The sequence below is a fragment of the Mesorhizobium sp. M0159 genome (assembly GCF_040322295.1).
In the GTDB taxonomy this organism is placed as follows: Bacteria; Pseudomonadota; Alphaproteobacteria; order Rhizobiales; family Rhizobiaceae; genus Mesorhizobium.
In genome coordinates, this window is the sequence record NZ_JAMYTF010000027.1 from 82,312 (window position 1) to 89,357 (window position 7,046).

A 7,046-nucleotide genomic window follows, 5' to 3' on the forward strand; every position below is an offset into this window, starting at 1 on the left:
AAAGAAGTGACCTCCATGAACAAGACCAATCTAGGCGTCGCCCTGGTGACGGGGGCATCAAGCGGTATCGGGCACACAACGGCCAAAGCCCTGCAGAACGCGGGCTTTCGCGTGTTCGGAACCAGCCGTCGCGCGGTCGTCGACCGATCCGATGGCGTTACCATGCTGGCCTGTGACGTGACCGATGACACGTCCGTGGCGAAACTTGTCCAGGACGTGCTGGCCGAGACCGGGCGCATCGACCTGCTTGTCAATAATGCCGGCGTTGGCCTGCTTGGTGGCGCGGAGGAGTCCTCGATGGCCCAGGCCAAGTCGTTGTTTGACGTGAACGTCTTTGGCGTTATGCGAGTAACCAAAGCGGTGTTGCCGACAATGCGCCGCCAAGGCAAGGGCAGAATCGTCAATTTGAGCTCGGTGCAGGGGTTTATTCCAGCTCCCTATTTCGCGCTTTATTCGTCGACCAAGCATGCCGTTGAGGGCTACTCCGAATCGCTCGACCACGAACTGCGTACTTTCGGAATTCGCGTCGTGTTGGTGGAGCCCGCCTATACCCGCACCTCATTTGAAGAAAATCTCGCCAGGCCGGATCAGTTGCTTGACATCTATGACTCTGCTCGCGCTGGCATGAATGCAGCTGTGCGGAAAGCGATGGAAAAAGGCGATACGCCGGAAGTGGTGGCCAGGACCGTTTTGGCGGCTGCGACCGATCCCGCTCCGAAGGGGCGCTATGCGGCTGGAAAAATGGCGCGCCAGGTCAGTTTCCTGCGCCGTTTCGTCCCCGCATCCGCATTCGACAAGAGCCTGCGAAAGCAGAACGGACTGCCGGTCTGAGGTCGACAACAATGATATTCCTGTTTCGGTCGAGCCCATGCGAGAGCGCGTTCCAGGAGTTCACATTTTTTGGCACTGGGACAGCCGGACGCGCATCTTCGATGCGCGTGCGTCCGCGACCGAGCCCTGCGGTCATTGGCGTTAGATTAGTGCCATGTTATATTGCGGCGCGAAAGAGCGGGGGCCACGTTCCTTTCACACCCGTAAGTGATCCGTATGTGCGATCCCTGCAAACTGGTCGGTATCACGGAAACTCCCGGGCATGGGGTTCGGGAATCGATGGGGACAAGGGGTAATGCTCTACACGCTCGTTATGATGGTCTGCCTGACGGATGTGCCGCAGACCTGTGAACAACGCGAACAGATGGTGGACGGCCTGGCGATGAATCCCGGGACCGCCTTCATGCAGGCGCAATCGCTGGTAGCCCAGTGGATCGAGACGCATCCCGGTTATTTCGTTCAGCGCTGGCGCGTGCTGCCCGGCCGTGGATCGTGATATCCGCCGCGAAGATCGAATGAGGTTCTATTTCTTCGCGGCGAGCGTTTCCGAGACGGCCTTGGACAATTGATAAAGCCGCTGCTCGATTATCGTCGGCACTTCACAGACGTAGGTCAGTGATTGGACGCGTTCATTGAAAATTCGCGTTGCGAATTTCAGCTGTTCGGTTCGCCGATCGATCTCGTCGGGATCTGCATCCGGCTTTGCCCGCAATGCATCGACATCGGACGCTTCCTTGCGCAACGCGGCGGCCATTTCGAGCTGCTTGTGGGCGTAGCGGGAAATGCCGGAGATCACCTGCGAGCGCTCGGCGTCCAGGTGGTCGAACATGCCTTGCACCATCATCGCCATTTTGGGTGCAAGTTGCTCGGCCGGCAAGGAGGCCGCGAAATCCCTGATCTTCTTTTGAGCTTCCGCAATCGGCATCCGGCGAGCTGCCACTTCCTCGATCAGGGCGGAGATGGTGGGGTCTTTCGACCAGTCCTTCGCGGCTGAAGGAAGGTCCGGTCCGCTCCAGATCTGGCCGAGCGAGAGTTGCGGCACCTTTCGCTGCATGCAAGGCCAGTCTGGATCGGGGTTGGCTGCCATGGCGTTGACGCCCGGCGCGAGCATGGCGACCAGAGCCAGACCGCGAACATTGATCATTCGCGCCATCAGGCATTTCCTCCCGTGTCCTGTTTGCGGGTCATCAGGCCGCGCGAAGGGTCGTAGGCGATGATGGCGGCGGCAAGGAACAGCAGCGTGCAGCCGGCAACGACGCCCAGCGACAGCCAGTCAACCTGGCCGTAGAAGGCGAAGCGGATCAGTTCGACGGCGTAAGTAAATGGATTGGCGAGGCAGATTTTGTAGAGCAGGGGGCTAGCCTCCTGGATACGCCACAAGGGATAGAGTGCCGGAGAAGCGAAATAGCCGGGAAAGATGACGAAGTTCATGATGCCAGCGAAGTTTTCGAGCTGCTTGATCATTGAGGACAGAAGCATGCCGAGCGCGCACAGCATCATGCCTGACAGGAACAGCGCCGGCAGCACGGTGAGATAGCCAAGCGGCGGCGCCTTGACGCCCCAGAACCAGGCAACGATCAGGAACGCGTAAACCTGCGCGATCGACACGGCGACACCGGCGAGCATCTTCGAGATCAGTAAAAACCAACGCGGGAAGGGGCTGACCAGCAGGGTGCGCATGTTGCCCATTTCGCGATCATAGACCATCGACAGCGAAGACTGCATGCCCGAAAACAGCAGAATCATGCCGCACAGGCCCGGCGTGATGTAGACCTCGTAGAGCACGTAGGTCTTGTAGGGCGGGATGATCGATACGCCGAGCACCTGCCGGAATCCGGCGGCAAAAATGAACAGCCAGACGAGCGGCCGAACCAGCGAGGATATAAAGCGCTCGCGCTGATGCAGGAAGCGCAGGCACTCCCGCACGACGATCCCTTTGAGGCAAACGAGGTAGTGGTGGAGCCCAAACTGTTCGAACTTCACCGGCGTGAGGGCGGCGACTTTTGCGGGCATTGCGGGAGCGCTCATGGTGACATCTCCGCGATGCCGCTTGTTTCGATGCGGTTGAGCCTGGAAAAGGCGTCGCGGATCGAACTGGCACCGCTCGTCGCAACGACATCGGCCACCTTACCCTTGGCAACCAGGTCGCCCTGCCGCAGCACGACGACGTGGTCGCCGTCTTCGACCTCATCGATCAGATGCGTCGCCCACAGCACACCGATGCCCTCGGTTTCGACGAGTTTGCGGATGGTGGCCAAAATGCCCGCACGCGACTGGATGTCGAGACCGACCGTCGCCTCGTCGAGCAGCAGCAGGGAAGGGCGGTGGAGCAGCGCCCGCGCGATCTCGATGCGCCGCATTTGGCCGCCGGAAAGACTGCGTGCCTTGTCATGCTGACGGCCCTGCATGTTGACTGTATCGAGCAGCGCGGCAATGCGCTGCCGGGCTTGGTGTCCGCCAATGCCATGCAGCGAGGCGTGGTAGGAGAGGTTCTGGTGGACGCTGAGGTCGAGGTCGAGCGTGCGTGCCTGGAATACGATGCCGACACGCCTGAGCGCTTCGCCCGAAGCGCGGCTGACGTCATGGCCGAAGATGCGGATCGATCCGCGGCGGGTGCCGTAAAGATGGCTGATCAGTGAGAACAAAGTTGTCTTGCCGGCCCCATTGAGGCCGAGCAGAACGGTGAAAGTTCCCGGCGCGATCGAGAATGAGACGTCCTGGAGCGCTCGCTTCGGACCATAGGAATGGCTGATGCCGGCAACATCGAGCGCTGCCACCTCCTCTCCAGCTCCGCTTGTCCTCACATGCTGCATGCCGCTGGCTCCTTCGGGGCGCGCTGGTTATCTAGTGCACTCGCAACATCCCCGCAGCAAATATTCATCACGTCGGCCTCCCTGATCATTGCTGCGGTCTAGTGGGGCGATATGGCCACGCCCCAAGGCTGCTGGCCCACCGTAACCGATTGAACCGGCTCGTCCGTCGCCGTGTCGATGAATGTGATGTCGTTGGAATTGCCGTTGGTGGTGATCAGCGTCTTCTGATCGGGGGTGAAGTCGAGATGCCAGACGCGCTGGCCGACCAGGATGTATTTTTCCACCTCGTAGGTTTCGGTGTTGATGACGGCGACGTGGTTCGCTGGGCCGAGCGCGACATAGGCTTTCTTGCCGTCCGCGCTGATTGCGATGCCGACCGGCTGGATGGTTTCGGGCCGCAGTCCCGCAATCGCGAACTGGATCTTCTTCACCACCTCGCGTTTGAGACTGTCGATGACGCTGACGGTACCGCCGATTTCGGCACTGACCCAGATCTGTGATCCGTCGGGCTTGAATTGCGCAAAGCGCGGACGCGTGTCGACCAGGACGTTGTCGGTCACCTCATGGCTGTCGGTGTCGATGAAATGCGCCATGCTGGTGGTTTCGGAGGTGTTGACCATGGTTTTGCCATCGGGACTGACGGCCATGCCTTCAGGCTCCACCCCAACGGGAATCTCGGTCATGACCTGCTTGCTCTCGACGTTGATCGCGGTGACGAGATTGTCGTCCTCGTTGGCGACGTAGAGCGTCTTGCCGTCGGGCGAAAGCACGAACAGTTCGGGATCGGGGCCTGATGGCAGCGTGCCAACGATCTGCAGCCTCGCGGTATCGATGATTTCGATCGTATCGTCATCGCTGGCGCACAAATAGATGAACTTGCCGTCATGCGAGATGGTGATACCGCGCGGCCTCTGGCCGACTTCGACGGTCTTCACCACTTGCATCGTCGCCGTGTCGACGACCGTTATCGTATTGTCTTTCTCGTTGGAGACATAAACGGTGTAAGCCCACGCCGGATTGGCCATGAAGCCGAGAATGGCGAGTGCGCAAGCTCGTCTCTGCACGAAAATTCCTCCCGATTGGTTCTACTTAAGGACGCATTTCGTTTCCGGCTGATCGACGCCGAGCGTATCGAGCTCGGAGATTTGGTGGAGATAACCCTCCTGTGGCGATGTCGAGACCACGGATTTGGTGTCGCCGAGCAGGATTGGCTGGCGAAGCTGATGGTTCCACTGGCGGAAGGTCAGCTTCTGTCCCTTGAAGGCGGCGACCGAGAAATCGTCCGAGCCGATGTAGTCGCTGATCTTCTTCGGATCGTCGCCATTGGTCCGCGTGCTGGCTTCGCCCACCGCCCGCACCGCCGTCCAGGCCGACATATCCTTGGACAGCATTCGCCGGCCGGTCGTCCTCAGGAAACGGCTTTGCATTTGAATGCCACCCCATTGCTCGCTCGCGGGATGCCAGGACGATGCGACAAGACCGGCCGTGCCAGCGACCAGCCGCGGTGTCCAGGTGCGGTAGGGCACATAGGTTCCGAACACCTCGCTCTCATCGGCGACAAGCACCACGTCATGCTCCGGCAGATCCTGCGTGAACACGGAAATCTGCTGCTGTATCTGCGTGGCGCCGGTGTCGGTGCGGCGCGCCGTGCCGGTGTCTTTGAACTCCTTCTCGGCGACGATCTGACCGCCGAAGCGGGCCGCCGCGCGGCGCAACGCGGCCGCATAGAGATGATCCCGCTCATGCGAACCATAGAGCAGCACCCAATTCGGCCATTTCTTTACCACGAGATACTGCGCCAGCGCGTCAGCCAGCATGCTTCGCGTCGGCGCGATATGGAAAATATTTATGCGGCAGTCTTCCTCGCGCAGGCTGTCGTCGGTAGCACCGACATTGAAGACCAGAACGCCCTTGTCGCGGGCGATGTCTGCGATCGACAGCAATTGCCTGGCCGAGAGGTCCGCGACAACATAGCGGTCACCTTTGGCAATCAGATCGTTGAACGCCTGAACCGCGTCGGCGTCCGGCTTGACCTCGGCTATGTCGAGGCTGAATTTCTGGCTGAGGAACTTTCCTGTCGTGTTGTTATCGCCGATCGCCACATTGGCGCCGGCGACACCTTCGTCGCGTGGCGGCAGGTCCAGCAGGGAAAGCGCCAGTTGCGGCGCGTAGGCCCGCAAATAACCTATTCTGATTTCGGTTATCTTTCTTTCCGGCCTGTCGGCTGCGACCGGTTGCTTGCCCGTCACTTCTTGGGCCATCACGCCTGTAACGTTGGCGGTCTGGAAAAAAAAGCACAAAAAGGCCGCGAGAGTGCCTGGCACCGCGCTCGTCATCGATAAAACTGCCCATTCTTGCACTAAAGTCCGATTGTTCCCGGACCAGCGCGAATTCAAGGTGCCCACAATGAGCTTAGCGGACGCCACAAGATTTATCAAAGCCGTGCAAGTGGACTTACGTGTCTGCTTTAGTCCTATGCCTTTTCGAGGATACGGCGATGAATGAGCGTGTTGCGGTCTCATCCGCAGCAATGGCGGAATGAGAAACTCTATGGGTCGTCATGGGAGGATTGCCTGATGAAAACGCGCGCCGCTGTCGCCGTTGCCGCCGGAAAGCCGCTGGAGATCATGGAGGTCGACCTCGAAGGTCCGCGTGATGGCGAGGTGCTGGTCGAGATCAAGGCAACCGGCATCTGCCACACCGACGAGTTCACGCTGTCGGGCGCCGACCCGGAAGGCCTGTTTCCGGCGATCCTTGGCCATGAGGGCGCCGGCATCGTCGTCGACGTCGGCAAGGGCGTCTCCTCGGTCAGGAAGGGCGACCATGTCATCCCGCTCTACACGCCGGAATGCCGGCAGTGCCCGTCCTGCCTGTCGCGCAAGACCAATCTGTGCACCGCCATCCGCGCCACGCAGGGTCAGGGCTTGATGCCCGACGGCACCTCGCGCTTCTCGATCGGCAAGGACAAGCTGTTCCACTACATGGGCTGCTCGACCTTCTCCAACTTCACCGTGCTGCCCGAGATCGCGGTGGCCAAGGTCAATGCCGACGCCCCGTTCGACAAGATCTGCTACATCGGCTGCGGCGTCACCACCGGCATCGGCGCTGTGATCAACACGGCCAAGGTCGAGCAAGGCGCGACGGCGATAGTCTTCGGCCTCGGCGGCATCGGCCTCAACGTCATCCAGGGATTGCGCCTTGCCGGCGCCGACATGATCATCGGCGTCGACCTGAACAACGACAGACGAGCCTGGGGCGAGAAATTCGGCATGACGCATTTCGTCAATCCGAAGGAGATCGACGGCGATGTCGTGGCCCATCTCGTCAACATGACCAAGCGCGGCGCCGACCAGATCGGCGGCGCCGACTACACGTTCGACTGCACCGGCAACACCAAAGTCA

Annotated in this window: 8 protein-coding genes; 3 read left to right on the plus strand and 5 right to left on the minus strand. The window is 60.3% G+C overall.

The genetic code is table 11. The features are described 5' to 3' along the window. The first annotated feature begins 15 nt into the window (after positions 1-15). Positions 16-831, plus strand: coding sequence for an oxidoreductase (locus NKJ32_RS23360; protein ID WP_352622896.1), 816 nt, complete (start codon positions 16-18; stop codon positions 829-831). 295 nt (positions 832-1,126) lie between these two features. Next, positions 1,127-1,327: a hypothetical protein gene (locus NKJ32_RS23365; RefSeq protein ID WP_023678847.1), complete on the plus strand. Its 201-nt coding sequence runs from the start codon at positions 1,127-1,129 to the stop codon at positions 1,325-1,327. A gap of 27 nt (positions 1,328-1,354) precedes the next feature. On the opposite strand, the gene NKJ32_RS23370 is transcribed toward NKJ32_RS23365, so the two are convergent. From NKJ32_RS23370 to NKJ32_RS23390, 5 genes are all read right to left on the minus strand, one after another. After that, positions 1,355-1,984: a hypothetical protein gene (locus NKJ32_RS23370; RefSeq protein WP_352706515.1), complete on the minus strand. Its 630-nt coding sequence runs from the start codon at positions 1,982-1,984 to the stop codon at positions 1,355-1,357. Beyond that, a complete protein-coding gene (locus NKJ32_RS23375) occupies positions 1,984-2,844 on the minus strand; it encodes a lanthanide ABC transporter permease protein PedC (RefSeq protein ID WP_352458846.1) in 861 nt (286 codons plus the stop codon). The genes NKJ32_RS23370 and NKJ32_RS23375 overlap by 1 nt, the downstream gene beginning before the upstream one ends. Positions 2,845-2,855: 11 nt before the next feature. Further along, positions 2,856-3,644 (minus strand): lanthanide ABC transporter ATP-binding protein PedB/LutE, encoded by a 789-nt coding sequence (locus NKJ32_RS23380; protein WP_031212311.1) that lies wholly within the window; start codon positions 3,642-3,644, stop codon positions 2,856-2,858. Between the two features lie 98 nt (positions 3,645-3,742). Continuing rightward, entirely contained in the window at positions 3,743-4,669 is a 927-nt protein-coding gene (locus NKJ32_RS23385; RefSeq protein WP_352622940.1) for a YVTN family beta-propeller repeat protein, read from the minus strand. Positions 4,670-4,729: 60 nt separating this feature from the next. Further along, the gene (locus tag NKJ32_RS23390; protein ID WP_352642937.1) at positions 4,730-5,905 is read right to left on the minus strand and encodes a lanthanide ABC transporter ABC transporter substrate-binding protein PedA1; all 1,176 of its coding nucleotides are present in this window, start codon (positions 5,903-5,905) and stop codon (positions 4,730-4,732) included. Between the two features lie 315 nt (positions 5,906-6,220). Between NKJ32_RS23390 and NKJ32_RS23395 the strand changes: the two genes are divergently transcribed. Next, the coding region (locus NKJ32_RS23395; protein ID WP_352829028.1) for an alcohol dehydrogenase catalytic domain-containing protein at positions 6,221-7,046 on the plus strand (826 nt) is incomplete at its 3' end.